The 23,034-nt window shown below is 60.0% G+C and carries 23 protein-coding genes and 1 riboswitch; of the genes, 18 read left to right on the plus strand and 5 right to left on the minus strand.

What is annotated here, in order from left to right; all coding sequences use genetic code 11:
* Nucleotides 1–25: 25 nt before the first annotated feature.
* Nucleotides 26–2,482, minus strand: coding sequence for an acyl-CoA dehydrogenase FadE (fadE, locus tag WBR25_RS06220; RefSeq protein ID WP_479749572.1), 2,457 nt, complete (start codon nt 2,480–2,482; stop codon nt 26–28).
* Between the two features lie 255 nt (nt 2,483–2,737).
* Between fadE and lpcA the strand changes: the two genes are divergently transcribed.
* The 3 genes from lpcA to WBR25_RS06235 all read left to right on the plus strand — a co-directional run bounded on the left by lpcA (nt 2,738) and on the right by WBR25_RS06235 (nt 4,916).
* Nucleotides 2,738–3,316, plus strand: coding sequence for a D-sedoheptulose 7-phosphate isomerase (gene lpcA, locus WBR25_RS06225; protein WP_005334485.1), 579 nt, complete (start codon nt 2,738–2,740; stop codon nt 3,314–3,316).
* Nucleotides 3,317–3,480: 164 nt separating this feature from the next.
* Nucleotides 3,481–4,290, plus strand: coding sequence for a class II glutamine amidotransferase (locus tag WBR25_RS06230; protein ID WP_005353514.1), 810 nt, complete (start codon nt 3,481–3,483; stop codon nt 4,288–4,290).
* 290 nt (nt 4,291–4,580) lie between these two features.
* Nucleotides 4,581–4,916 (plus strand): Hpt domain-containing protein, encoded by a 336-nt coding sequence (locus WBR25_RS06235; RefSeq protein WP_021229360.1) that lies wholly within the window; start codon nt 4,581–4,583, stop codon nt 4,914–4,916.
* 39 nt (nt 4,917–4,955) lie between these two features.
* Here WBR25_RS06235 and WBR25_RS06240 read toward each other — a convergent pair whose 3' ends face one another.
* Nucleotides 4,956–5,870 (minus strand): gluconeogenesis factor YvcK family protein, encoded by a 915-nt coding sequence (locus WBR25_RS06240; protein WP_040065206.1) that lies wholly within the window; start codon nt 5,868–5,870, stop codon nt 4,956–4,958.
* A 113-nt stretch (nt 5,871–5,983) separates the two neighbouring features.
* Here WBR25_RS06240 and WBR25_RS06245 point away from each other — a divergent pair, with 113 nt between their 5' ends.
* Both WBR25_RS06245 and WBR25_RS06250 read left to right on the plus strand, forming a co-directional pair.
* On the plus strand, nt 5,984–7,168 hold the full coding sequence (locus WBR25_RS06245) for an FIST signal transduction protein (RefSeq protein ID WP_247823141.1): 1,185 nt from the start codon (nt 5,984–5,986) through the stop codon (nt 7,166–7,168).
* 31 nt (nt 7,169–7,199) lie between these two features.
* Nucleotides 7,200–9,296, plus strand: coding sequence for a hybrid sensor histidine kinase/response regulator (locus WBR25_RS06250; protein ID WP_479749573.1), 2,097 nt, complete (start codon nt 7,200–7,202; stop codon nt 9,294–9,296).
* 249 nt (nt 9,297–9,545) lie between these two features.
* On the opposite strand, the gene WBR25_RS06255 is transcribed toward WBR25_RS06250, so the two are convergent.
* The 3 genes from WBR25_RS06255 to narQ form a co-directional block, all read right to left on the minus strand.
* Nucleotides 9,546–10,121: an LON peptidase substrate-binding domain-containing protein gene (locus WBR25_RS06255; protein ID WP_005334473.1), complete on the minus strand. Its 576-nt coding sequence runs from the start codon at nt 10,119–10,121 to the stop codon at nt 9,546–9,548.
* 103 nt (nt 10,122–10,224) lie between these two features.
* The gene (narL, locus tag WBR25_RS06260; RefSeq protein ID WP_005334471.1) at nt 10,225–10,863 is read right to left on the minus strand and encodes a two-component system response regulator NarL; all 639 of its coding nucleotides are present in this window, start codon (nt 10,861–10,863) and stop codon (nt 10,225–10,227) included.
* The gene (gene narQ / locus WBR25_RS06265; RefSeq protein WP_245095403.1) at nt 10,863–12,575 is read right to left on the minus strand and encodes a nitrate/nitrite two-component system sensor histidine kinase NarQ; all 1,713 of its coding nucleotides are present in this window, start codon (nt 12,573–12,575) and stop codon (nt 10,863–10,865) included. The genes narL and narQ overlap by 1 nt, the downstream gene beginning before the upstream one ends.
* A gap of 78 nt (nt 12,576–12,653) precedes the next feature.
* Nucleotides 12,654–12,794, plus strand: a riboswitch (molybdenum cofactor riboswitch).
* Here narQ and moaA point away from each other — a divergent pair.
* From moaA to modA, 13 genes are all read left to right on the plus strand, one after another.
* Nucleotides 12,782–13,777, plus strand: a complete 996-nt coding sequence (gene moaA / locus WBR25_RS06270; RefSeq protein ID WP_100653337.1) for a GTP 3',8-cyclase MoaA — start codon at nt 12,782–12,784, stop codon at nt 13,775–13,777. It overlaps the preceding riboswitch by 13 nt.
* Before the next feature lie 239 nt (nt 13,778–14,016).
* Complete coding sequence (gene napF, locus WBR25_RS06275; RefSeq protein ID WP_088869499.1) at nt 14,017–14,559, plus strand: ferredoxin-type protein NapF; 543 nt, start codon at nt 14,017–14,019, stop codon at nt 14,557–14,559.
* 29 nt (nt 14,560–14,588) lie between these two features.
* A complete protein-coding gene (locus tag WBR25_RS06280; protein WP_026035134.1) occupies nt 14,589–14,843 on the plus strand; it encodes a chaperone NapD in 255 nt (84 codons plus the stop codon).
* A gap of 101 nt (nt 14,844–14,944) precedes the next feature.
* Nucleotides 14,945–17,434 (plus strand): nitrate reductase catalytic subunit NapA, encoded by a 2,490-nt coding sequence (napA, locus tag WBR25_RS06285; protein WP_479749574.1) that lies wholly within the window; start codon nt 14,945–14,947, stop codon nt 17,432–17,434.
* Between the two features lie 16 nt (nt 17,435–17,450).
* Nucleotides 17,451–18,188 carry a ferredoxin-type protein NapG gene (gene napG / locus WBR25_RS06290; RefSeq protein WP_479749575.1) on the plus strand — a complete coding sequence of 246 codons (738 nt, stop codon included), beginning with the start codon at nt 17,451–17,453 and terminating at the stop codon, nt 18,186–18,188.
* Nucleotides 18,185–19,060 (plus strand): quinol dehydrogenase ferredoxin subunit NapH, encoded by an 876-nt coding sequence (gene napH / locus WBR25_RS06295; protein ID WP_479749576.1) that lies wholly within the window; start codon nt 18,185–18,187, stop codon nt 19,058–19,060. The genes napG and napH overlap by 4 nt, the downstream gene beginning before the upstream one ends.
* Complete coding sequence (locus WBR25_RS06300) at nt 19,060–19,515, plus strand: nitrate reductase cytochrome c-type subunit (RefSeq protein WP_106842664.1); 456 nt, start codon at nt 19,060–19,062, stop codon at nt 19,513–19,515. Before napH ends, WBR25_RS06300 begins: the two co-directional genes overlap by 1 nt.
* Before the next feature lie 11 nt (nt 19,516–19,526).
* Nucleotides 19,527–20,117: a cytochrome c3 family protein gene (locus tag WBR25_RS06305; RefSeq protein ID WP_107685087.1), complete on the plus strand. Its 591-nt coding sequence runs from the start codon at nt 19,527–19,529 to the stop codon at nt 20,115–20,117.
* Nucleotides 20,118–20,359: 242 nt separating this feature from the next.
* A complete protein-coding gene (gene moaB / locus WBR25_RS06310; protein ID WP_005344126.1) occupies nt 20,360–20,866 on the plus strand; it encodes a molybdenum cofactor biosynthesis protein B in 507 nt (168 codons plus the stop codon).
* A 9-nt stretch (nt 20,867–20,875) separates the two neighbouring features.
* The gene (gene moaC / locus WBR25_RS06315) at nt 20,876–21,400 is read left to right on the plus strand and encodes a cyclic pyranopterin monophosphate synthase MoaC (protein WP_479749577.1); all 525 of its coding nucleotides are present in this window, start codon (nt 20,876–20,878) and stop codon (nt 21,398–21,400) included.
* A complete protein-coding gene (gene moaD / locus WBR25_RS06320; RefSeq protein ID WP_179902149.1) occupies nt 21,397–21,642 on the plus strand; it encodes a molybdopterin synthase sulfur carrier subunit in 246 nt (81 codons plus the stop codon). Before moaC ends, moaD begins: the two co-directional genes overlap by 4 nt.
* Nucleotides 21,643–21,644: 2 nt before the next feature.
* Nucleotides 21,645–22,118, plus strand: a complete 474-nt coding sequence (gene moaE, locus WBR25_RS06325; RefSeq protein WP_064340972.1) for a molybdopterin synthase catalytic subunit MoaE — start codon at nt 21,645–21,647, stop codon at nt 22,116–22,118.
* 87 nt (nt 22,119–22,205) lie between these two features.
* Entirely contained in the window at nt 22,206–22,934 is a 729-nt protein-coding gene (gene modA / locus WBR25_RS06330; RefSeq protein WP_107685091.1) for a molybdate ABC transporter substrate-binding protein, read from the plus strand.
* Nucleotides 22,935–23,034: the final 100 nt, after the last annotated feature.

Raw genomic sequence — 23,034 nt, forward strand, 5'->3', positions numbered from 1 at the left:
GGGAGGCGTTGTCGATAGCTGGTTATCAGGCCGCGTGATGGTAAGCGGAGGCTTCAAACAGCTTCTTGTTGGCCACCAGATCGATGGGGTCAAAATCATCGACGTTGATGGTGCGCAGGCGACTTACTTCGGCGCGGCGCAGCAGCTCGGCTTCGCTCTGGGTCAGTACGCCAGCGGCCAGGCCAATGTCGGCCACCTTGTCCAGCGCGATGAAGGGACGCTTGATACTATCGCTCTTGCAGACTTTCTCGAACAGCGGCTCGGCGGCCAGCACGTCATCGAGCGCCTGCTCCAGCAGACCGAAGGGGTTGCCCTCTTCGCGAGTCAGGTATTGGCCCTTGGCCAGGCGGCTGCGGGTCTCGCTCGGGGTTTGCAGCAGACGGGCAACCTGTTGGTCCAGCTTGTCGCACGGACGGTTCAGGTCACGGCCAAGCGGCAGCACCACGGCGCGCAGGGCCAGACCAATCCAGCGGTTCGGGAAGTTGCGCAGCAGCTCGTCGATCGCCTCTTGTGCCTTGAACATGGCATCTTGCAGTGCCCAGTGCAGCAGCGGCAGGTCGGCCTGCTGGCGTCCCTCATCCTGATAGCGCTTGAGGGCGCTGGAGGCCAGATAGAGCTGGCTCAGCACGTCGCCAAGGCGGGCGGAAACCCGCTCCTTGCGTTTGAGCTCGCCACCCAGAGTACCCATCGCCATGTCTGACAGGAACGCCAGGTTGGCCGAGAGGCGGGAGAGCTGCTGGTAGTAGCCCTTGGTCTGATCCTTGTAAGGGGCCGCGGCAAAGCGAGCGCCGGTCACACCCAGCCAGAAGCTGCGCACCAGGTTGCTGATGGCAAAGCCGACGTGGCTGAATACTGCCTTGTCGAAATCTTTCAGCGCCTGCTCCTTGTCGGGATGGCTGGCAGCCAGCATCTCCGGCAGTACATACGGGTGGCAGCGGATAGCGCCCTGACCGTAGATGATCATGCTGCGGGTCAGAATGTTGGCCCCTTCCACCGTAACGGCGATGGGGGCACCCTGATAGCCACGGGCCAGATAGTTGTTGGGGCCCATGCAGATGGCTTTGCCGCCGTGGATGTCCATGGCATCGATGATGCACTTCTGGGCACGGTCGGTGAGGTGGTATTTGACGATGGCGGAGATGACCGAGGGCTTCTCGCCAAGGTCGATACCGGTCACGGTCAGGTTGGCTGCGGCGCCCATGATGTAGGCGTTGCCGCCGATGCGGGCCAGCGGCTCTTCAATCCCTTCCATCTTGCCGATGGGCAGCTTGAACTGGCGACGAATGCGGCTATATGCGCCGCTCGCTAGGGCCAGCATCTTGACGCCGCCGGTGCTGTTGGAGGGCAGGGTGATGCCGCGACCGACCGACAGACACTCGACCAGCATGCGCCAGCCCTGACCGGCCATGGCCGGGCCACCGATGATGAAATCGAGCGGGACGAACACATCCTTGCCTTGGGTCGGACCGTTCTGGAACGGCACGTTGAGCGGAAAGTGGCGACGGCCGATACCGACACCCTTGATGTGAGTGGGGATCAGCGCGCAGGTGATACCAAGCTCTTCCTCGTCCCCCAACAGGTGTTCCGGATCACGCAGTTTGAAGGCGAGACCCAAGACCGTGGCGATAGGGGCGAGCGTGATATAGCGCTTGTTCCAGGTGAGGCGCATACCGAGAACCTCTTTTCCTTCCCACTCGCCCTTGCAGACGATACCGAAGTCGGGGATGGAGCCGGCATCAGAACCCGCTTCCGGGCTGGTCAGGGCGAAGCAGGGGATCTCTTTACCTACCGCCAGGCGGGGCAGGTAGTAATCCTTCTGCGCGTCAGTGCCGTAGTGCTGCAGCAGTTCGCCCGGGCCCAGCGAGTTGGGTACGCCGACGGTGGAGGCGAGCACGGCGCTGGCGCCGCACAATTTTTGCAGGACGCAGGACTGGGCGTAGGCCGAGAACTCCAGACCGCCATATTTCTTCTTGATGATCATGGCGAAGAACTTGTTGTCCTTCAGGTATTGCCACACCTCGGGGGAGAGATCCGCGCGCTCGTGAGTCACTTCCCAGTCGCTCACCATGCGGCACACTTCCTCGACCGGACCATCCATAAAGGCCTGCTCTTCGGCAGAGAGGGCACTGACCGGGATGGCGTGCAGTTTTTTCCAGTCCGGGTTGCCCGCGAACAGATCGGCTTCCCACCAAGTTGTGCCCGCTTCAATCGCCTCTTTCTCGGTGCGGGACATTTCCGGCATGATCGATTTGTAGATCTTGAACAGCGGCTTGGTTATTTGATTGCGGCGAAATTCCACCAGATTGAGCGGGATGGCAATCACCGCGAACAGCGCCCATACCAGCAAGGGCACATGACCATAGATGGTGCCAAGCACCAGGGCGGCGCCGGTGACCAGGGTGGAGATGAACAGGGATGCCCGGCGATAGGCCAGGGCTCCGATAACCAGGATCACCCCGAGCAGAGTGAGGGTCGTCGTCATTGCTTGCTCCTTGCGTGGTTAGGTTGCCAACGTGGCGTAACTGATCCAGAGGTCTGACCTGTTGGATATGGCCCCTGTTGTAATTCATACGCACAAAGTTATCAAGCTGTTTACATCTTCATTACCTTCTCTCTGTGATCCCCATAACGCTCACGCGCCGCCAGCGCTGTGGCTCGCAGGGGGGCGACTGTGCGATTCGCTTGTGCGAGAATAGCCGCGATCTACACGCACACTAAAAACAGTGGAAGAGACATCATGTACCAAGAATTGATCCGCAATGAACTGACCGAAGCTGCCAGCGTGCTGCAGGCCTTCCTGGCTGATGAGCAGAACCTGAAAAACATCGAAGCGGCCGCCAAACTGCTGGCCGACTCTTTCAAAGAAGAGGGCAAGGTGCTCTCCTGTGGCAACGGTGGCTCCCACTGTGACGCCATGCACTTCGCCGAAGAGCTGACCGGTCGTTACCGCGAGAACCGCCCAGGTTATGCCGGTATCGCCATCTCCGATCCGAGCCACCTCTCCTGCGTCTCCAACGACTTTGGCTATGACTATGTCTTCTCCCGCTACGTAGAAGCGGTCGGCCGCCGTGGCGACGTGCTGCTTGGCATCTCCACCAGCGGCAACTCCGGCAATATCCTGAAAGCCATCGAAGCGGCCCGCGCCAAAGGGATGAAAGTGATCGCCCTGACTGGCAAGGATGGCGGCAAGATGGCAGGTCTGGCGGATGTCGAGATCCGGGTGCCGCACTTTGGCTATGCCGACCGTATTCAGGAAGTGCACATCAAGGTGATCCACATCCTGATCCAGCTGGTCGAAAAAGAGATGGCCAAGTAATCAGGCCATCGTCACCAGACAAGGGCATCACCGGTTGCATGGTTTGCCATCTGCCGGTTGTTGCCAGTCACAGGGGAAGGGATTGCGCCTTCCCCTGCGGTCTGTCGAACCAGCGTGCTGGTCGAACATGACACAAGCCAAATCATGAAAGGAGTCTGCCGGATATGTGCGAACTGCTCGGCATGAGTGCCAATGTGCCGACCGATATCTGCTTCAGCTTTACCGGGTTGATGCTGCGCGGCGGCAAGACCGGGCCCCACAAGGATGGCTGGGGGATCACCTTCTACGAGGGGAAGGGCTTTCGCACCTTCAAGGATCCCGAGCCCAGCGCCCAATCTCCCATCGCCAGACTGGTACAGGCGCTGCCCATCAAGAGCTGCGCCGTGGTCAGCCACATTCGGCAAGCCAACCGTGGCTGCGTGTCACTGGAAAATACCCACCCCTTTACCCGTGAGCTGTGGGGCCGTTACTGGACCTTCGCCCACAACGGTCAGTTGACCGGCTACAAGAAGCTGCCAACCGGCCGCCACCGGCCGGTGGGGGATACCGACAGCGAGCACGCCTTCTGCTGGCTGCTCGATCGGCTGGAGCAAAAATATCCCAAGCGTCCGGCCAACTTTCCCGCCATGTTTCGCTATCTCGCCACCCTGTGTGACGAGCTCAGAGCGTTCGGGGTGTTCAACATGCTGCTCTCGGACGGGGAGTATGTGATGAGCTACTGCAGCAACAATCTGCACTGGCTGACCCGCTGCGCGCCCTTTGGCGAGGCGAGCCTGCTGGATGAGGAGGTGGTGATCGACTTTCAAAGGGAGACCACCCCCAACGATGTGGTCACCCTGATCACCACCCGTCCGCTGACCGGCAATGAGAATTGGGTCAAAATGGCGCCCGGCGAATTCAATCTGTTTCGCATGGGGGAGCGAGTGGCGACCAACCAGGTCGCGCTTGAGCAAGATAAAAAAATACCAGGGTAGATACCTACCCTGGTTCTTCGCAGCAGCCATAAAAGGCAAAAGGGATGAGAGGTGTTGCTGAGCATCATCACTCTGACGGAATTGAGTGTTGATCAATTGTTAATTTGTGGCAATCAGGTTGTTGTCTTGACGGGCGTTTCAGCATCGCTATTTCGATGTTGATCACATTTTTTCCACTTTATTCCCTGAGCCATCCAATCGGGTGCTTCATCACTGCCTGGTCGTGAGCCACGACATCGAAAACTATCTATAGTATGGTCTGTTTGAATACCGTTCTGGAGGAGCCTCGCATGGAGTGGGTGGATCGCAAGGTGTTGCAGCAGCTGGCAGAGGATATCGGTCCGGATATGCTGCCCGTGGTCATCGCAGTCTTTATTGAAGAGGTGGGCGAGCAGCTGAGTCAGCTCAGACCCCTCTATGAACAGGGAGAGTGGGAGGCGCTGGCTCGGGTGGCGCACAGCATGAAATCATCCTGTGGCAGCTACGGCGCCATACCGAGTTATCAGCAGGTGATGGCGCTGGAGATGGCCAGCAAGCAGGCCGATGTGGCCGAGGCAGAGCGCCAGTTGCAACTGCTGGAGGCCTCCTTGCCCCAGGTGCTCGCGTTTCTTGCCGATTATCATTAACGGCGCCATGCAGGGATGCCGGGGCGCCGTGACCGTTGCCTAACGCTGGTTGAGCAGTTGCTGGATGATCCGGTCCAGCGCCAGTTTCAGCTTCAACCGATCGTGCCGATGGGGCAGCTCAAGCTCGCCCAGCTCGGCTTCGATCACACGCCCTTGCCAGTCCCCCGCATCACTCGCGCCCTGTGGGGCCAGGATGGCATCCAGCCGACCCTGACCGACCCGGGACTCCAGCCAGCGACACTGACTCATCAGATCCAGCTGGCTGGCAGGACCGTTCTCCGCCACCAGATTGCAGACGAAAACCAGCATGGCGCTGCTCTCGTTGATGGCCTGGGCGATCTCGGCCAGCAGCAGTGGCGGCATGATGGAGGTGAGAAAACTGCCCGGCCCCAGAATGATCATGTCCGCCTGCTGCAATGCCAGCACCGCTTCCCGGGTCGCTTGCACTTCCGGCATCAGGCCGAGGGAGAGGGGCGGTGTTGCCAGTTGATCGATGGATACCTCTCCCAGGATCTGGGTGCCACACTCCATATGGGCGCAGAGGTCGGTGGGAAATTCAGACATGGGTAGCAATTGTGACTCGATTTTGAGCATGTCACTGATCAGCTTGATAGCATCAAGAGGACGGACACAGAGATTATCGAGCGCCAGCAGCATCAAGTTGCCAAGGTTGTGGCCCGCCAGCTCGCCTTTGCCGGCGAAGCGGTATTCGAACAACAGGCTGCCGATGCTGGGATCGGTCACCAGCTGGTTCAGGCAGTTGCGCAGATCGCCCCAGGCGATGCACTCCTGACTCTTGCGCAGGCGTCCGGTCGAGCCACCATCATCTGTGGTGGCGACGATGCCGGTGAGCCGTTGACCGAGAAACGAGAGGGACGAAAGCACTCGTCCCATGCCATGGCCACCACCGATGGCAACGACCCGATCGAAGTCATTGATGTTTTTTTGCCACATATGGGCGTCCTGTTATTGGTCTCAGTTGACCGCTATGTTAGCAAGCGAAGCGAGATAATTGTTTGATAAAGGTATGATTTTTGCTTGAGGCAGCCATTCGATAAAACAAGGAGATGGTGTTGAAATTTCTGACCGTTCACTCCCTCGCCCAGAATTCATCGCTGGCGGCCCAAGATATCTGCGCGCAGCTGCGCCACCATGCCGATCAGGCCCCCTCCCTGCTGTTACTCTATTTTACCCAAGCCCATGAGGGGGCGATACTGCGCGACGCGCTCAAACGCCAGTTCCCGACGACCCGCCTGCTTGGGTGCAGCTCTTGCGGTGGTGTCATGACCGAGATGGGACACCACGCCCGAGACGGATATGGGCTGGCCGTTGCTGCTCTGTACGATGAGAAAGGGGCCTTCGGGGTAGCCGGTGCCAACGGTGACGGGGTGGATGTGCGGCAGTTGCTGCGCCGAGCCATGAACGACTGTGGTCGGCCGGGCGAGCTGCCCCAGCTGATCCTGTTTCATGCCAGTCCCGGCAAGGAAGAGGGGCTGCTGGCCGGTATTGAGGCCGAACTCGGTGCCTCGGTGCCGGTGGTCGGTGGATCCGCGGCTGATAGCAGTGTCAGCGGTGACTGGCAGCTCTGCTGGGATGAGGCGGTGAGTCAGGATGGCATCGGTCTGGCGGTGCTCTATCCTGATTGCCAGCTCGCTTTTCAGTTTCACTCGGGCTATGTGCCTGCCGAATTCAGCGGCGAGATAACAGCCTGCAACGGGCGGGAGGTACTCACCATCGATCACCAGCCTGCTGCCGAGGTCTATGCCCGCTGGTGCGGGCGCGAGCAGCCCTGGCCGGTGGGGGCTATTTTGCGCGAGACCACGCTCACCCCGCTGGCTCGTCAGGTGGGAGCGCTGGATGGCATTCCTTACTACAAACTCTCCCATCCTGAAGCTGTGACCGAACAGGGCGGGCTGCGGCTCTTTACCGATGTGGTGCAAGGGGAGCGTCTGCTGTTGATGTACAGCAGTCAGGAAGGGTTGTTGCAGCGCAGCCTCAATGCCATGCGCGTCGAGCCAGGGTATGGGGTCGATGTGGAATTGCAGCCTATCGGCGCTCTCATCATCTTTTGTGCTGGTTGCCGTTTGGCGCTAGGTGATATGTTGTGCCAATTTGTCGAGCAGAGCCAGGCTCGCCTCGGCAAGATCCCCTTTATCACCCCCTTTACCTTCGGCGAGCAGGGGCGGCTGCCCAATGGCGAGCTGGCCCACGGCAACCTGATGGTATCGAGCGTGATTTTCCTGACCCGTTGAGTCGGCAGAACATAACAGAGCAGGCAACAAGATGATTGGCAACAGTGAACTGGAAGCCCTCGGCGACAAATTGCAGACCACGCTGGTCGACCTTATGCGTTGCCGCGAGCGCGAGGCCAAGTATCGTCACGAGTCCCAGACTCTGCTGGGGGGCGTTGCCACCCTCGCCGATGCCAAGACGCTGGAGCAGGTGCTGGAGAGCCTTATCCAGGTGCTCAAACCCTTTATCGGCTTTGAGCACGCTGATGTGGTGGCCTGGGAAGGGGAGCAGGGAAGTACCCACCTCAGTACCGAGCCAATGCTATCAGCCCGCAGTTGGCGCATGACCCCGGCATTTGCCCGCGCCATCTCGGGTGAAACTCTGGTGATTTACGATCCCGCCCAGCTGCCCGAGCTTGCGCCGCTGGCGAGCGAGCCGGGCTGGGCCAGCGTGATGCTGACCGGGCTGCAGGCCCCCGGTTTTACCGCTACCCTCATCTGCCGCCACGCTCGGGCGGGCACCTTCGATCTCACCAGCAAGGCCGCCATGGAGCGTTGCCGTCCGCTCATCGCCCAGGCGCTGGTCAACATCACCTATCGGGCTCGCTTGCAGGAGCAGGTCGCGGTAAAAACCGAGGCACTGCAGGCCAGCGAACGCCGTTTTCGCAGCTTCGCCGCCATGGCTTCTGACTGGTTCTGGGAGACAGATGCCGAGCATCGCCTCAGTTATGCCTCAGAGCCGGGTTATCTGGATGAGATGACCCCGCAGGCGACCCGGCCGACCCTCTATGACTACGTCTGCAACAAGCAGAGCTGCGATGCCCAGAAATACCTGCAGCTTTTGGAGCTGCGCCAGCCGGTGCGAGGGGTGCGGATGCAGGTTGCGCTGCAACACGGCCCCTGCTGGATGGAGGTGAGCGCCGAGCCCTGCTTTGACCATGATGGCTTGTTTATTGGTTATCGCGGCACTGCCCGGGATATCAGCAACCAGATCCGCCGTGAAGAGGAGCTGGCGCGGGCACGGGATGAGGCCGAAGCGGCCAACCGTGCCAAGTCCCAGTTTCTGGCCATGATGACCCACGAGATCCGTTCGCCCATGAATGCGGTGTTGGGGATGCTCGATCTGGTGCAGCATGCCGAGCTGGCGCCGGAGCAACAGAGCCTGCTGCGCCATGCCACCCACTCGGCCAGATTGCTGCAAACCATCATCGACGACGTGCTCGATTTTTCGAAAATCGAGTCGCAAACCCTGGTGTTTCACTGCGAGACCCTGCAACCCATCCAGCTTTGCCAATCTCTGGTCGAGCCGCTGCAAGCTCGCGCGACCGCCAAGGGGATCGCGCTGGTTTATCGGGTCGATGAGTCGGTCCCCCGGGAGTTGCAGGGGGATCCGATGCGTCTGTCTCAGGTGATGGGCAATCTGCTGGACAACGCCCTCAAATTTACCGAACAGGGGCAGGTGACACTGCACCTGGGTTGGCAGGATGAGAAGCTGCTGATCTCGGTCTCCGACACCGGGATCGGGATCGCCGATGCGGATCAGGCGCTGCTGTTTGAACCCTTCTCCCAGGTCGACAACTCGGCCACCCGGCGTTTTTCCGGTACTGGCCTAGGTCTTGCCATCAGCAAACGTCTGGTGACGCTTATGGGGGGAGAGATCCACCTGAAGAGCGAGCCGGGCAAGGGAAGCTGTTTCTGGTTCGAACTGCCTGGCATGGCGTTGCCTTGCCATAGCCAGCCGCAGCGGGAGGAGGGGGCTTCGGTACTGCTGCCACTGGATGTGCTGGTGGTGGAGGACAGCCCGGTGAACCAGTTGGTGGTGTCGCTGATGCTGCAAAAACTGGTGGGCAAGGTACGGCTGGCAGCCAATGGTCTGGAGGCGCTGGCGCAGGTGGATGAGCAGCTCCCGGATCTGATCCTGATGGATATGCGGATGCCCCTGATGGACGGGCTGGAAGCGACCCGACGCTTGCGTGAGTTGGGATGCACTATGCCAATCGTTGCCCTGACGGCCAATGCGATGGCGGAGGACAAGGCGTGCTGTCTGGCGCAGGGGATGGATGACTTTCTCGCCAAGCCTATCACCTTGTCACGGTTGAGAGAGTGTTTGCAGCGTCACTTTGGTCAGCGGTTGCCGACGCGCGGATAAAAAAAATGGTCAACTTTGTGGGTTGACCAGTTCTTCAGCAAATACTGAAGAGAGCACGGGATAAATCGGGTTGTATCAATCTATATGAAAAATCTGTGCCAACTTTTTCAGGACTCTTTTGTGTCCAATTTTGGCCGTTTAGCGCAGCGGCTCTCTCTTGTTATGGCGTTCTGCGTTCCTACTCACTCGCAAAATGCGAATTTCACATTTTCATTGTTGGAATAATTGCATTTTGCAACGCTGTTTTTGTCATTGTGAAATCAGGCGATGCAGGAATTTACGGGCTGCTTCGCTGTTTTGTTTGGCAATCAGCATCTGCTTTTCATAAATCGGCATCGGCAATATCTCGAGCCAGCGTTGGCAGAGCCAGGCGGCATCTTCAAAGCGCTTGTCCGGATAGAGCTCATCAAGCTCCGGATACTGCTCGAATACTTCCCGCAGGCGATTGACCAGCAGCTTGTCGTTGAAATCTGAGTGGGTGCTCGGCCAGTTGGGCAGCATCTCCACCTTGGCCCGGCGCAGGCCCATCTCGTCTGTTTCCATCTCGTGGATACAGAAGCGCTCCAGTCCTAGCACCGTCACCCCCAGCAGGCCATCATTGAGGGTGTAGAAGTCGGTCACCTTGACCCGGGTGCCCACCGGCAGAATGCGGCCGGATTGTCCCGAGGTGGTCGACTCTTCCATCACGATGCCAAAGCCCTGATCGTTGATGAATGACTCCTTGAGCATCTGCAGGTGGCGTGGCTCGAACAGACGCAGAGGAAGCTTGCCGCCCGGCAGTATGTGGGAAGGCAAGGGGAACAGTGCCAAAGGTTGTAGTTTCATGTTCCATCCTCCATTGAGTAGTTGCTGAATATGACAATGCAGCGACTGTGCCAGAGAATGAAAAAAGCCACCGGAGGGTGGCTTTTCGGGCGGTTGAGGGCGCTTAATTGCGCTGCTCCAGATACATGACAGCCGCTTCCACGCGGCTTTGCGCCTCGAGTTTCTTCAGCAGGCTCTTCACGTGAACCTTGACCGTTCCCTCGGAGATATGGAGTACCGAGGCGACCTGTTTGTTGGAGAGGCCTTTTGCAATTTCGCGCAGGATTTGCATTTCGCGACGCGTTAAGCTTTCCAGCTTCTGCTGCAGGTGATCCAGCTCGTAGATGTTTTCGAGATAGGGGCGCAGCGGTTCGCTCAGGATCTGCTTGCCGGTCATCACGTCGGCCAGCTGGGCCAGCAGCAGATCAGGCTCGGTATCCTTGAGCAGGTAGCCGTCGGCACCGGCCTTGAGCAAAGCCACCACATCCTGACGGGCATCGGAGACGGTGAGGATCACCACCCGGGAGGTGATCTCTTCGGCCCGCAGCGCCTTGAGGGTATCGAGGCCGGAGAGCCCCTTCATGTTGAGGTCGAGCAGGATCAGATCCGGCTCGGACTCTTTGGCCAGCGCCACGGCATCTGTGCCGTTGGAGGCTTCACCGGTCACCTCCATGTTCTCTTCCAGAGCCAGCAACTGCACAATCCCTTTGCGCATGAGGGGATGGTCATCTACGACCAGAACTGTGTATTTCATCTCGTCCATCAGGCGTCTCTCGCTAGACTGGTGGGAAAGGTCAGATGCACGCAGGTGCCTTGTGGTTGCTGCTCGTTGATGGTCAGCAGACCGTGCAGTTTGCTGGCGCGCTCGTTCATGATGCTCAACCCGTAATGGTTGATCGCCGAGCTGGCGAGTCCGATCCCGACACCGTCATCTGAAATCTGAACCTCAATGTTACCACTGGCGAGGGTCTCACAGCTAACATCAATCACTTGCGCGTTGGCATGTTTGATGGCATTGAGCACTGCCTCACGGATCAACTGCAAAATGTGGATATGCTGGCCCGCCTCCAGGTCGTTGTCGGCCAGCCCGTAATGGAACCGGATTTCGGCCTGGGTTTGAGGCTGCAGTTGATCAAGCATGACGCGGATCGCTTCCCCCAGATTGGCATCGCCAATGGTGAGACGGAAGGTACCGAGCAGTTCGCGCAACTGGGTATAGGCATTGCTAAGCCCCTCGTCGATCTGCTGCATCGCCTCCTGCGCCTTGTCATGCAGCCCCTTGGCGTAAGAGCGCTTGAGCAGGGTGGACTGGATCTTGAGATAAGAGAGGGCCTGCGCCAGCGAGTCGTGCAGCTCGCGGGCGATCACCGCCCGCTCCTCCATCAACAGCAGTCGCTGCTGTTGCAGCAGGGTCTGGTCTTTGTGCAGCACCTGAGCCAGCAGCATGGTGAAGTTTTTAATCAACCGCTCATCGATGGGGTGTTGGCTGATGATGTCGAGGCGGCCGAACTCCTGCTCATCCATCTGCAGATAAAAGCTGGCGACCGCATCGAGATCGCCGGGCCAGCCGGTGCGCCCCGAGATGTAGACCGGCATGGCGTTGTGTTCGAAGCGGGTCAGCCGGATATGGTCGATATGCTGGTGGGCGGCGGCGCGGTCCAGCAGTTTGATAAGGGTACGGGTGCTGAGCGGGGCTGCGTGCAGCTTCTGGGCGGTCGAGTAGAGAAACGAGAGGGTGTCATTGGCCTGCTGCAGCTTGGCTGTTTTCTCTTCCACCTTGTTTTCCAGCTCCCGATAGAGCTTGCCCAGCTCGTCGGCCATGGTGACGAAGGCGCGCGACAGCTCCCCCAGCTCATTTTCGCCGTGGGCGGGCAGCTGAAGATCGAAATCCTGCCGCTGGATCTGGCGGGCACAGTAGACCAGCTGGTTGAGGGGGGCGACCACCTGCTGACGGGTGAAGCGCACCGTGAACCAGGCGATGGTGATGATGGCCAGCAGGCCGAGCCCCTCCGCCAGTGCCAGCATCCGCACCTTGAATTCCACGTGGTACTGCATCTGATTGACGAAATTGTCGATGGCCGCCACAAACTGCTCGGTGTTATCGGTGTACCGTCTGGGGGTGCGATCCTCGATGTGCTGGCGCATCACCTGCCACTGGCCGAGCACCTCGCCATAGGTGCGACGCAGGGAGGCAGGAGTGATCCAGCGCTGGGTCTCCTGCAGCTCTTCGGCGTGCAGGGTCTCTTCAAACTGGGAGAGGCGCCCCAACACGCTGTCGCCCCGCTCGATTTCGTAGGCCATCCGGTAGGCCTGCATCCGCAGCGAACCGGAGAGGTTGATCGCCTTGGCATCGGGTACCGAGTAGAAGAGGGTGACCATGGCGACCAGCGCGATCAGGCTGGCCATGAAGAGGATCAACACCATGGCGCGGCCAATGGCACTGCTGACCGAATGGACCCTGAACCGTTTTCCCATACTGATGCGCACCTCTGAATAGTGATAAGGACCCCGCAAGATGCGTGGGAGTGTACTCCAACTTGTGTTAGCATCGAAAAACTAGATGAACTCCGAGCGGTTTTGCCTAAGTCCTAGCGATAGGGGGAAACCAGCCGTCAGCCGACGTTCGAGCTGTAAGGGTCAGGAAAGAAATGCCCTGGCCTCCCGTATTTGGAAAGGTGTTTATGTTGCCACTTGAAGATGGTTTTTCCCGTCGTTTTTACTATTTGCGTCTGTCAGTGACCGATGTGTGCAACTTCCGTTGCACCTATTGCCTGCCTGACGGCTATCGCCCCCCGGAAGGTCACAAAGCGGGGCGTCAACCCTTTCTCTCGATTGACGAGATCCGCCGCGTGGTCAGCGGTTTTGCCGCCATGGGCACCCGCAAGGTGCGCATCACGGGGGGCGAGCCCTCCCTGCGCCGCGATTTCACCGAGATCGTCAAGGTGATTGCCACCACCCCGGGTATCGAGAAGGTCGCCATGACCACCAACGGCTATCGCCTCAAGGAGCGGGCTCAGGAGTGGTTTGATGCCGGACTCAACGCGCTGAATGTCAGTGTCGACAGTCTCGACCCTCGCCAGTTTCACCAGATCACCGGTGAGAACAAGCTGGCCGAGGTGATGGAGGGGATCGAAGCAGCACTGGCCGCCGGTTTCAAATCGGTGAAGATCAATGCTGTGCTGCTCAAGGGGCTCAACGACTACCAGCTTGATGCCTTTCTGGGCTGGATCAGGTACAAGCCCATCGAGCTGCGCTTTATCGAGCTGATGCAGACCGGCGAGATGGATACCCTGTTTCGTGACCACCATGTCAGCGGCGAGCAGATCAAACAGCGCTTGCTGGAGAGCGGCTGGGTGCAGCAGTTGCGGGGCACGGATGACGGTCCGGCGCAGGTCTTTATGCACCCCGATTCGCAAGGTGGGGTGGGGCTCATCATGCCCTACAGCAAAGATTTCTGTGCCGGTTGCAACCGGCTGCGGGTCTCCTCGCTGGGGAAGCTGCATCTGTGCCTGTTTGGCGACAACGGTATCGACCTGCGGGATCTGCTCGGCGCAGATGCACAATCTGATGAGCTGCAACAGCGCATTCGCGCGGCACTGGCGGGCAAGAGTGCCACCCATCGTCTCCATGAGGGCAATGCCGGCATCACCCCTCATCTCGCCTCGATCGGCGGATAACCGCAAAAAATCGCCAACGATTAAATAGCAATCCTCACATGGAGGTATTTTAACCGATACCTCCATTTTTATTGCGCTGCAAGGCTTTGATCTGGCGCAAGAATCCCCCCTGTTTATCTCCCTGGTGGTATATCCCTTACCTTGTCAGGGCCGCAATATACACCCACTCTTATAATTGGTATCAAGAATGCCAATCATGGACTCGCACTGTCCCCTTTTTCACCAGAACAGGAGTCAAGATGCCGGATGAGATCGATCTTGCCCGCCGCGGCCTGTTCCGGGGGCGGCTGAGAACTGCCGAACCGCCGGTGCAGTTGCCCTGGTCAGTCAACTGGTCGGCATTTGTCGCCGACTGCACCCGCTGCGGGGACTGTCTGGCGGCCTGTCCGGAGCAGATCCTGGTGAATGGCGAGGGTGGTTTTCCGGTGGTCGATTTCCAGCGTGGTGAATGCACCTTCTGCACCGAGTGCGCCACGGTCTGCAAGGCGCCTGTGTTTCGCCCGACCAGCGAGTCCCCCTGGCACTACAAGGCCCATATCGAGGCCAACTGTCTGGCCAATGGTCAGGTGTTCTGCCAGCGCTGTCAGGACAGCTGTGAGCCCAATGCCATTCGTTTTATTCCGGTGCTGGGGCGTGTGCCCACCCCGACGGTCGAGCCGGATCGCTGTAATGGCTGCGGCGCCTGTGTGCAGGATTGTCCAGTTGGCAGCATCAAGGTCGACGGGCGAGCCGCCCCATCCGGTGGTGCGAGCCAGCCCACCCTCAAGCAGGAGTCAGAATGAGTCAGAAGCCGTGTGACACAGAAGCCACAATGGATCAGGAGTTCCATGTATCGAGTCTGGTGGTGCTGACCCAGCCCCCATTGCGCCATCAGCTCGCCGAGCAGATTGGCGCCCTTGAAGGGGCCGAGATCCACGCCGTCAGTGACGAGGGCAAGCTGGTCGTGACCCTGGAAGGTCCGAGCCAGCGGCCGATCATGGCGGCCATTGATGCGATACAGGCGATGCCGGGCGTGCTCTCTGCCGCCCTGATTTACCACCAGTTTGATGAACTGGGCAGTCACTGAAAAGAGTGATGGGATGCCGGGCGTGCCCTCTGCCGCTGATGGCTGGCTCCCGTTCGACAGATTCGACAACTATTACGCGATAAGCAATGTGAGGATATGCCATGAAGCTGAGTCGACGCGACTTTATGAAGGCCAACGCGGTGGCAGCTGCCGCTGCCGTGGCCGGTGTCAGTGCCCCCACGCTGGCAGCCAATCTCATCACCAGTACCGACAAGACGGCCATCCATTGGGATAAGGCTCCCTGCCGCTTCTGCGGTACCGGCTGCTCCGTGCTGGTGGGCTCTCAGGATGGTCGGGTCGTGGCGACTCAGGGCGACCCCGATGCGCCGGTCAACCGTGGCCTCAACTGCATCAAGGGCTACTTCCTCTCCAAGATCATGTACGGCCAGGATCGCCTGACCCAGCCGATGCTGCGGATGAAGAACGGCCAGTTCGACAAGGATGGCGACTTCGCCCCCATCAGCTGGGATCAGGCGTTCGACATCATGGCCGAGAAGTTCAAGGCGACCCTGAAAGAGAAGGGGCCGACCGCCGTCGGCATGTTCGGCTCCGGCCAGTGGACCGTCTGGGAAGGCTATGCTGCAGCCAAGCTGATGAAGGCCGGTTTCCGCTCCAACAACATTGACCCCAATGCCCGTCACTGCATGGCCTCTGCGGTCGTTGGCTTCATGCGTACCTTCGGTATGGATGAGCCGATGGGCTGTTACGACGATATCGAGCAGGCCGATGCGTTCGTGCTGTGGGGCTCCAACATGGCCGAGATGCACCCCATCCTCTGGTCGCGGATGTCCGATCGCCGTCTCTCCAACCCGGATGTGCAGGTGCACGTGCTCTCGACCTTCGAGCACCGCAGCTTCGAGCTGGCGGACAACGGCATGGTGTTCACCCCGCAGACCGATCTGGCGATCCTCAACTATGTTGCCAACTACATCATCCAGAACGACAAGGTGAACTGGGACTTCGTCAACAAGCACACCGTGTTCAAGAAGGGGGTCACCGATATCGGTTACGGCCTGCGCCCGACCGATCCGCTGCAGCAGAAAGCGAAGAACCCGGACAGCGGCGATGCCACGCCGATGACCTTCGAGGAGTTTGCCAAGTTCGTGGCGGATTACGATGTGGAGTCGGTCTCCAAGCTCTCCGGCGTCTCCAAAGAGAAGCTGGAAAAGCTGGCCAAGCTCTATGCCGATCCGGGCAAGAAGGTGGTCTCTTACTGGACCATGGGCTTCAACCAGCATACCCGTGGCGTCTGGGCCAACAACCTCTGCTACAACATCCACCTGCTGACCGGCAAGATCTCCGAGCCGGGTAATGGTCCTTTCTCATTGACCGGCCAGCCCTCTGCCTGTGGCACCGCGCGTGAAGTGGGTACCTTTGCCCACCGTCTGCCTGCCGACATGGTGGTGACCGAGCCCAAGCACCGCGCCATTGCCGAGCAGATCTGGAAACTGCCGGAGGGGACCATTCCCGACAAGGTGGGTTTCCACGCCGTGCTGCAGGATCGCATGCTCAAGGACGGCAAGCTCAACGCCTACTGGGTGATGTGTAACAACAACATGCAGGCTGGCCCCAACATGAATACCGATCGCCTGCCTGGCTATCGCGATCCGCGCAACTTCATCGTGGTCTCCGACCCGTACCCGACCGTCACTGCCCAGGCCGCTGACCTCATTCTGCCCACCGCCATGTGGGTGGAGAAAGAGGGGGCCTACGGCAACGCCGAGCGCCGCACCCAGTTCTGGCATCAGCAGGTGAAAGCGCCGGAAGGGGCCAAGTCCGACTTGTGGCAGCTGATGGAGTTCTCCAAGCGCTTCAAAGTCGAGGAAGTGTGGCCGGCTGAGCTGATTGCCAAGATGCCGGAAGTGAAGGGCAAAACCCTGTTCGATGTGCTCTATGCCAACGGTCAAGTCAACCAGTTCCCGAAAGAGCAGAGCAAGGGGATGCTGAACGACGAAGCCGAGCACTTCGGGTTCTACGTCCAGAAAGGGTTGTTCGAAGAGTACGCCACCTTCGGTCGTGGCCACGGTCACGATCTGGCTCCGTTCGATCAGTACCACGAAGCCCGTGGTCTGCGCTGGCCTGTGGTAGATGGCAAAGAGACCCTGTGGCGCTACCGTGAAGGGTTCGACCCCTATGTGAAAGCGGGCGAGGGGGTGCGTTTTTATGGCAAGCCCGATGGCAAGGCGGTCATCTTTGCCCTGCCGTTCGAGCCCGCTGCCGAGTCGCCGGATCAGGAGTACGATCTGTGGCTCTCCACCGGCCGCGTGCTGGAGCACTGGCACACCGGCACCATGACCCGTCGGGTGCCCGAGCTCTATCGCGCCTTCCCGGATGCGGTGCTCTTCATGCACCCGGACGATGCCAAGGCTCGCGGCGTGCGTCGTGGTGAAGAGGTGATCGTCTCCTCCCGCCGTGGCGAGGTGAAGACCCGTGTCGAGACCCGTGGTCGCAACCGTCCGCCGAAAGGACTGGTCTTCATGCCCTTCTTTGATGCGAGCCAGTTGGTCAACAAGCTGACCCTGGACGCCACCGATCCGCTCTCGAAAGAGACCGATTACAAGAAGTGCGCCGTCAAGGTGATGAAGGCTTAAGGAGGGGGAGTGCGAGATGAGTCGTAGTCGTCGCCAGTTTCTGGCCGACATGGCCAAGGGGGCCTGCGGTGTGGGCCTGCTTGGCGTGGGGCTCGGTGGCGTGGCCCGCCAGCAGGCACAAGCCGTGCCTGCCCAGGCGCTGCGTCCGCCCGCCGCTCTCGATGAAACAGAGTTCCTCAGCGCCTGCGTGCGTTGCGGGCTCTGCGTTGAGGCGTGCCCCTACGACACCCTCAAGCTCGCCCGGCTGTTTGACCCTGTTACCACCGGCACCCCCTATTTCAAGGCGCGTGCCGTGCCCTGCGAGATGTGTGATGACATCCCTTGTGTGGTGGCCTGTCCGAGCGGGGCGCTGGATCAGCAGATGACCGACATCGATCAGGCCCGGATGGGGGTGGCAGTGCTCATCGATCACGAGACCTGTCTCAACTATCTGGGTCTGCGCTGCGATGTCTGTTATCGGGTCTGCCCGCTGATTGACAAGGCGATCACTCTTGAGCTGCAGCATAACCTGCGTACCGGCAAGCACGCCATGTTCCTGCCCACGGTACACAGCGATGTCTGCACCGGCTGTGGCAAGTGCGAGCATGCCTGCGTGCTGGAGGAGGCCGCCATCAAGGTGGTGCCACGCCAGCTCGCTAAAGGTGAGCTGGGTCATCACTACAGGCTCGGCTGGGAAGAGAAGGCCAAGGCGGGGAACAAGTCGCTCATCGGCGACAGGCTCACCCTGCCCACCCGCAAACCGGAGGGGTTATGAGTCGTTATCCGGGGGAAGAGGCGCGCATCAAGCTGGGGTGGTGGCGTTCCCATCGCTTCCTGCTGCTGCGTTGGCTGAGTCAGTTCAGCGTGCTCGGGCTGTTTTTGCTGGGGCCGTTGGCGGGTATCTGGATCCTCAAGGGCAACCTCTCCAGCTCGCTGTTGCTGGAGACGGTGCCGCTGACCGATCCCCTCACGCTGTTGCAGTCGCTGGCGGCGGGTCACTGGCCCATCACCACCCTCTGGCTGGGGGCTGCCATTGTGCTGGCCGGTTACTGGCTGGTCGGGGGGCGGGTGTTCTGCTCCTGGGTCTGTCCGGTCAACCTCATCACGGATGCCGCAGCCTGGCTCCGGGGGCGACTTGGCCTCAAGGGCAATGGCCAGTTCAGCCGTGCGACCCGCTACTGGCTGCTGGCCATGGTGCTGGTGGTGCCAGCGGTGGTCGGGGTGATGGCGTGGGAGCTGGTCAATCCGGTGTCACTCGCCATGCGTGGTCTGCTGTTTGGCATGGGGGCTGGCTGGGCCCTGCTTGCAGCGCTGTTCCTGTTCGATCTCTTCGTGGTTGAGCGGGGCTGGTGCGGTCATCTCTGTCCGGTGGGGGCCTTCTATGCCCTGGTCAACCGGGTCGGATTTATCAAGATTTCTGCCAAGGGGCGCGAGCGGTGCAACAACTGCATGGATTGTTATGCGGTCTGCCCGGAGCGTCCCATCCTGCGCGGGCCTGTTCATGGTGCCAAGCGCGGTCACGGGCCCTTGATTGCGGCTCAGGAGTGTACCAACTGTGGCCGCTGCATCGATGTCTGCGCGGAACAAGTTTTTGAAATCACTGTAGGTTTTGCCGTCAAGGCAGAAAAAACGTCGGAGAACAAATAATGAAAAAGCTGATTGGAGCAATGCTGGCCTGCCTGATGGCGGGATCCTTGATGGCAGCGGCCCCCGAGATCACCAACAGTACCGGTGGCCTCAAGTCCGAGCGTGGCACCACCGATCTGGTGACCGATGCCACCGCCGCGCCCCTGAAAAACTTCCGCAAGGATGGTGCGCCCTACGATCGCCAGTACATGCATCAGCCGCCGCTGATCCCCCACGACATTCGCAACTATGAGGTGGACACCAAGGTCAACAAGTGCCTGGCTTGCCACAGCTTCAAGAATGCCAGCGCCATGAAGGCTCCCAAGATCAGTCCGACTCACTTCGAGACCCGCGACGGCCTGACCCTGGGTGAAGTGTCGCCGCGTCGCTACTTCTGCCTGCAGTGCCATGTGCCGCAAGCGGATGCCAAGCCGCTGGTGGAAAATACCTTTAAACCGGTTGAAGCGCTGAACTGAGGAATCCATAGATGAAATTACCCGGCTTTATCCAGCGTCTGTGGACCACCTTCAAGTCACCATCGAAGGCTGCTCTCTGGGTCATCCTGCTGATGGGCTTCTTCGGTGGCGTGATTTTCTGGGGTGGCTTCAACACCGCCATGGAAGCATCCAACACCGAGGCCTTCTGCACCAGCTGTCACGAGATGAAGGACAACGTGTACGAGGAGTACCGCGATACCATCCACTACGCCAACCGCTCCGGCGTGCGGGCCAGCTGCCCGGATTGCCACGTGCCCCATGAGTGGACCTACAAGATCATCCGCAAAGTGCAGGCTTCCAAGGAGCTGTGGGGCATGATCACCGGCAAGGTGGATACCCGCGAGAAGTTCGAGTCGCACCGACGCGAGATGGCGGAGCGGGAGTGGCAACGAATGAAAGAGACCGATTCGCGCGAGTGCCGCAACTGCCACAACTTCGAGTACATGGACTTCTCCCTGCAGGGGCAGCGTGCCGCCAAGATGCACTCTACCAATCTGGCCAGTGGTGAAAGCACCTGCATCGACTGTCACAAGGGGATCGCTCACCAGCTGCCCGACATGACCGGGGTGAAAGGGTTCTGATCCTGCGACGACAGGCCGGGTTTACCCGGCCTGCGTTTTGTTCATATATGGGACAAGCATCAGATTTGTGTGTCTTTTAAATCCCATATCTCGTGAAACCTTTGATAGAATCAGCCCGCCGTCACACGCTTGAGCAAGTTGGTCACCCCTGTCTGCGTCCGTTTTTGTGCTCTGACAGCTGGCCTCTCATACCCCTTCTCTTCCTGCCTCGTTGACGGCCCATAGCCACAAGGAGCTGCCCGATGGGACAGAAACACAACGCATTTATTCCCCTCAAGATCGCCGTGCTGACGGTTTCCGACAGCCGCACCGCCGCCGATGACAGCTCGGGCGACTATCTGGTCTCGGCCCTTACCGACGCGGGCCATCAGCTGGCCGATCGGGCGCTCTGCCCGGACAACCTGTTTCGCATCCGCGCGCGGGTGAGCGAGTGGATCGCCGATGAGGGGGTGCAGGTGGTACTGATTAACGGCGGTACCGGCTTCAACGAACAGAACCGGGTGCCGGAAGCGGTCGGTGTGCTGTTCGAGCGCACCGTACAGGGTTTTGGCGAGATGTTCCGTCAACTCTCTTTTGCCGAGATTAAAGGCTCCGCCATGCAGAGCCGTGCGCTGGCGGGACTCGCCAATCGCACCCTGATCTGCTGCCTGCCCGGCTCCACCGGCGCTTGCCAGCTGGGTTGGGAGCAACTGATCCGCGATCAGCTCGATGCCCGCACCAAGCCGTGCAACTTTGTCTCCCACCTCTGAGAGCAAGTGATGAACCAGACCGATACCAAGCAGACCCAGCCCAACCTGACGCATCTGAACCAGAGCGGTGAAGCCCATATGGTGGATGTGACCGACAAGCAGGTGACCGAGCGCGAAGCCCGTGCCGAGGCGTTTGTTGCCATGGCCCCCGAGACGCTGGCGCTGATCCTGAGCGGCCAGCACCACAAGGGGGACGTGTTCGCTACCGCCCGCATCGCAGGCATCATGGCCGCCAAGAAGACCTCCGATCTTATCCCACTCTGTCATCCGCTGGCCTTGACCAAAGTCGAGGTGGAGATAGTGCCGCTGGCCGAGCAGAATCGGGTGCATATCCGCACCCTCTGCAAGCTCTCCGGCAAGACTGGTGTCGAGATGGAGGCGCTGACCGCCGCGTCGATAGCGGCGCTGACCATCTACGACATGTGCAAGGCGGTGCAAAAGGACATGGTGATCGAACAGGTGCGGCTGGTAGAGAAAAAGGGCGGCAAGTCCGGCCATTTTCAGTTGGGGTTAACGAGCGGGGAACAAGCATGATCAAGGTACTCTTTTTTGCGCAAGTAAGAGAGCTGGTAGCGTGTGACGAGCTGAACCTGCCCTGCGACTACGCCACCGCCGAACAACTGCGCGCTGCGCTCTGTGAGCGCGGCGACAAGTGGGCGCTGGCGTTGGAAGCTGGCAAACTCTTGGTCGCGGTCAATCAGACCCTGGTGTCCCTCGACACCCCCATCAATGATGGCGATGAGGTGGCCTTCTTCCCACCGGTGACCGGAGGTTAAGGATGAGCGAGGCAACCATGACCGATCGCATTCTGGTGCAGCGGGAGGATTTCTCGCTGGCGGACGAATATGCCCGCCTAGCCACCCGCCCCGACAGTGGCGCCATCGTCACCTTCGTTGGCAAGGTTCGCGACTTCAATCAGGGGGAGGAGGTGAAGGGGTTGGCCCTCGAGCACTACCCCGGTATGACCGAGAAGGCGCTGGCCGATATCGTGCAGGAGGCCCGTCGCCGCTGGCCGCTGCAGGAGTGTACCCTCATTCATCGTATCGGCGAGTTGTGGCTTGGCGATCAGATCGTGCTGGTGGCGGTGAGCAGTGCCCACCGCGACGCCGCCTTTGACGCCTGTCACTTCATCATGGATTTCTTGAAAACCCGGGCGCCGTTCTGGAAAAAAGAGCTGACCGCCGAGGGTGTGCAACGCTGGGTCGAGGCCAAGGAGAGCGACAACGCCGCCGCCGCCCGCTGGCAAGCCTGACCTGTTCATCACGAGGGGCGCAGGTTCAACGGGAACCACGGCCCCGCCAAGGGGCGCGGATGTGCGGGCCCCATCAGGAGAAAGGGAATGAAACCGCTGTTATCTGTTGTCATCGCCGGCGTCTGCGCCGCCACCTTGCATACCGGTGCCGTGCAGGCCGATGAAGTGAAAGTGGCTGTGGCTGCCAACTTCAAGGGAACCATAGATCGTATTGGCAAGGAGTTTACCGCCAAGACCGGCCACACCCTGGCCATCTCGTCTGCCGCCACCGGAGTGCTCTACACCCAGATCAGTCACGGCGCACCGTTCGATCTCTTCCTCTCCGCCGATGCGGCGACCCCCGAGAAGCTGGAAAAAGAGGGCAAGGGGAGCGATCGCTTCACCTACGCCATCGGCCAGCTGGGGCTGTGGAAGAAGGGGGGGCCGGCCCCTGACGAGGCGACCCTGCGCAGCTGGAAAGGCAACCTCGCCATCGCCAATGCCCGCACAGCTCCCTATGGTGCTGCCGCCATGGCGACCCTCACCCATCTCAAGATCGATCCCAAGCAGTACCGGTTGCTGACCGGCGCCAACATCGGCCAGACCTGGCAATTTGTCGACACTGGCAATGCCGAGCTGGGCTTTGTCGCCTGGGCCAATCTGGTTGAAGCGGGCAAGACCGGCGAAGCCTGGGCAGTGCCTGCGAGCTTCTATCCCCCCATCGAGCAGCAGGGGCTGGTATTGAAGAAAGGCGCCGCGGTCGAGGCGCTGGTCGCCTGGCTCAAGGGGCCGGGTCAGGCGCAGATCAAGGCAGCTGGTTATGCCTTGCCTCAATAAGGGGATGGGGCTGACGCAATACCCTGAGTGGTCGGCCTTCGGGTCGGCCACTCTTTGCAATAAGGATGGAGACCATGCCGTTGGGGGCATTTATCAACCG

This window comes from Aeromonas sp. MTB (assembly GCF_056632455.1).

Excerpts from the sequence above, each read along its gene's own strand:
- fadE (WP_479749572.1), bottom strand. The coding sequence starts at position 2,482 with ATGACGACGACCCTCACTCTGCTCGGGGTGATCCTGGTTATCGGAGCC.
- lpcA (WP_005334485.1), top strand. The coding sequence starts at position 2,738 with ATGTACCAAGAATTGATCCGCAATGAACTGACCGAAGCTGCCAGCGTG.
- WBR25_RS06230 (WP_005353514.1), top strand. The coding sequence starts at position 3,481 with ATGTGCGAACTGCTCGGCATGAGTGCCAATGTGCCGACCGATATCTGC.
- WBR25_RS06235 (WP_021229360.1), top strand. The coding sequence starts at position 4,581 with ATGGAGTGGGTGGATCGCAAGGTGTTGCAGCAGCTGGCAGAGGATATC.
- WBR25_RS06240 (WP_040065206.1), bottom strand. The coding sequence starts at position 5,870 with ATGTGGCAAAAAAACATCAATGACTTCGATCGGGTCGTTGCCATCGGT.
- WBR25_RS06245 (WP_247823141.1), top strand. The coding sequence starts at position 5,984 with ATGGTGTTGAAATTTCTGACCGTTCACTCCCTCGCCCAGAATTCATCG.
- WBR25_RS06250 (WP_479749573.1), top strand. The coding sequence starts at position 7,200 with ATGATTGGCAACAGTGAACTGGAAGCCCTCGGCGACAAATTGCAGACC.
- WBR25_RS06255 (WP_005334473.1), bottom strand. The coding sequence starts at position 10,121 with ATGAAACTACAACCTTTGGCACTGTTCCCCTTGCCTTCCCACATACTG.
- narL (WP_005334471.1), bottom strand. The coding sequence starts at position 10,863 with ATGGACGAGATGAAATACACAGTTCTGGTCGTAGATGACCATCCCCTC.
- narQ (WP_245095403.1), bottom strand. The coding sequence starts at position 12,575 with ATGGGAAAACGGTTCAGGGTCCATTCGGTCAGCAGTGCCATTGGCCGC.
- moaA (WP_100653337.1), top strand. The coding sequence starts at position 12,782 with ATGTTGCCACTTGAAGATGGTTTTTCCCGTCGTTTTTACTATTTGCGT.
- napF (WP_088869499.1), top strand. The coding sequence starts at position 14,017 with ATGCCGGATGAGATCGATCTTGCCCGCCGCGGCCTGTTCCGGGGGCGG.
- WBR25_RS06280 (WP_026035134.1), top strand. The coding sequence starts at position 14,589 with ATGGATCAGGAGTTCCATGTATCGAGTCTGGTGGTGCTGACCCAGCCC.
- napA (WP_479749574.1), top strand. The coding sequence starts at position 14,945 with ATGAAGCTGAGTCGACGCGACTTTATGAAGGCCAACGCGGTGGCAGCT.
- napG (WP_479749575.1), top strand. The coding sequence starts at position 17,451 with ATGAGTCGTAGTCGTCGCCAGTTTCTGGCCGACATGGCCAAGGGGGCC.
- napH (WP_479749576.1), top strand. The coding sequence starts at position 18,185 with ATGAGTCGTTATCCGGGGGAAGAGGCGCGCATCAAGCTGGGGTGGTGG.
- WBR25_RS06300 (WP_106842664.1), top strand. The coding sequence starts at position 19,060 with ATGAAAAAGCTGATTGGAGCAATGCTGGCCTGCCTGATGGCGGGATCC.
- WBR25_RS06305 (WP_107685087.1), top strand. The coding sequence starts at position 19,527 with ATGAAATTACCCGGCTTTATCCAGCGTCTGTGGACCACCTTCAAGTCA.
- moaB (WP_005344126.1), top strand. The coding sequence starts at position 20,360 with ATGGGACAGAAACACAACGCATTTATTCCCCTCAAGATCGCCGTGCTG.
- moaC (WP_479749577.1), top strand. The coding sequence starts at position 20,876 with ATGAACCAGACCGATACCAAGCAGACCCAGCCCAACCTGACGCATCTG.
- moaD (WP_179902149.1), top strand. The coding sequence starts at position 21,397 with ATGATCAAGGTACTCTTTTTTGCGCAAGTAAGAGAGCTGGTAGCGTGT.
- moaE (WP_064340972.1), top strand. The coding sequence starts at position 21,645 with ATGAGCGAGGCAACCATGACCGATCGCATTCTGGTGCAGCGGGAGGAT.
- modA (WP_107685091.1), top strand. The coding sequence starts at position 22,206 with ATGAAACCGCTGTTATCTGTTGTCATCGCCGGCGTCTGCGCCGCCACC.